Source organism: Protofrankia sp. Cr1 (assembly GCF_963555865.1).
GTDB lineage: Bacteria > Actinomycetota > Actinomycetes > Frankiales > Frankiaceae > Protofrankia.
On record NZ_CAUVXO010000286.1, the window covers coordinates 1 to 1143 of the forward strand.

The window sequence follows — 1143 nt, forward strand, 5'->3', positions numbered from 1 at the left end:
GTCGACGACCACATCATCGAGCCGCCCGGTGTGTGGCAGGACCGGGTCCCGGAGAAGTTCAAGGCCACCGCGCCCCAGGTGCGCGAGGAGCCCGACGGTACGCAGTACTGGACCTACGAGGACACCCGCGAGGCGACCATGGGCCTCAACGCCGTCGCCGGCAAGCCGATCGAGACCTGGGGGCTGGAGCCCAAGCGTTTCGAGGACATGATCCCCGCGTGTTATGACCCGGTGGCCCGCGCTCGGGAACTCCTGTCGCAGGGCGTCTGCGCCTCGGTCGCCTTCCCGTCTCTGCCCAGGTTCGGTGGCGCCCTGTTCGCGTCCTTCAAGGACAAGGAGCTGGCCGCCGCCTGCGTCCGGGCCTGGAACGACTTCGTCCTCGACGAGTGGTGCCCCGCCGGTCCGCGCGGGCTCTACGTCCCCATGACGATCGCGCCCCTATGGGACCCGCAGGCCGCCGCTGCCGAGCTGCGCCGCTGTGTCGCGAACGGTGCCAGGGCGATCTGCCTGCCGGAGAACCCCGCCCCGCTCGGCCTCCCGTCCTACTGGCAGGCCGACTGGGACCCGCTGTGGCAGGCAGTCACCGAGACCGGGGTGCCGGCGTGCATGCACATCGGCTCCAGCGGCCAGCTCTACATGGGCTCTGCCGACTCGTCCTTCGCGGTGCCGATCGCGACGATGGCCGTCGCCTCGTGGGTCTGCGCGGTCGACATCTCGATGAGCCCGGTCTTCGCGAAGTTCCCGGACGTGCAGATCGTGTGGTCCGAGGGCGGCGTCGGGTGGGTGCCCGCGGCGCTCGAGCGAGCGGACCGCCAGTGGGAGCGCCACCGCTACTGGTCGCATCTGCCGAACGACGTCCTGCCCAGCGAGGTGTTCAGGCGTAACTTCACCTTCTGCATGATCGAGGAGCCGTGGGGCCTGGAGCAGCGCGGTCAGGTCGGCGTCGATCGCATCGTCTGGGAGGCCGACTTCCCCCACGCGGACACGCCCTACCCCCACATCCAGAAGATCGTGACGGAGCTGTTCGCGGGCGTGTCCGCCGAAGACCGGGCCGCCATCACCCACCGCAACGCCGAGCGTCTCTTCGGCTGGGAGATGGCGGAGCTGCCCGTCGGATGACCTGGACGGGGCCGCCCGCGGCCA

At 70.3% G+C, this 1143-nt stretch carries 1 protein-coding gene; it reads left to right on the plus strand.

What is annotated here, in order from left to right:
* A partial coding sequence (locus U9980_RS19115) for an amidohydrolase family protein (RefSeq protein ID WP_322769174.1) occupies window positions 1-1119 on the plus strand: 1119 nt, incomplete at its 5' end.
* Window positions 1120-1143: the final 24 nt, after the last annotated feature.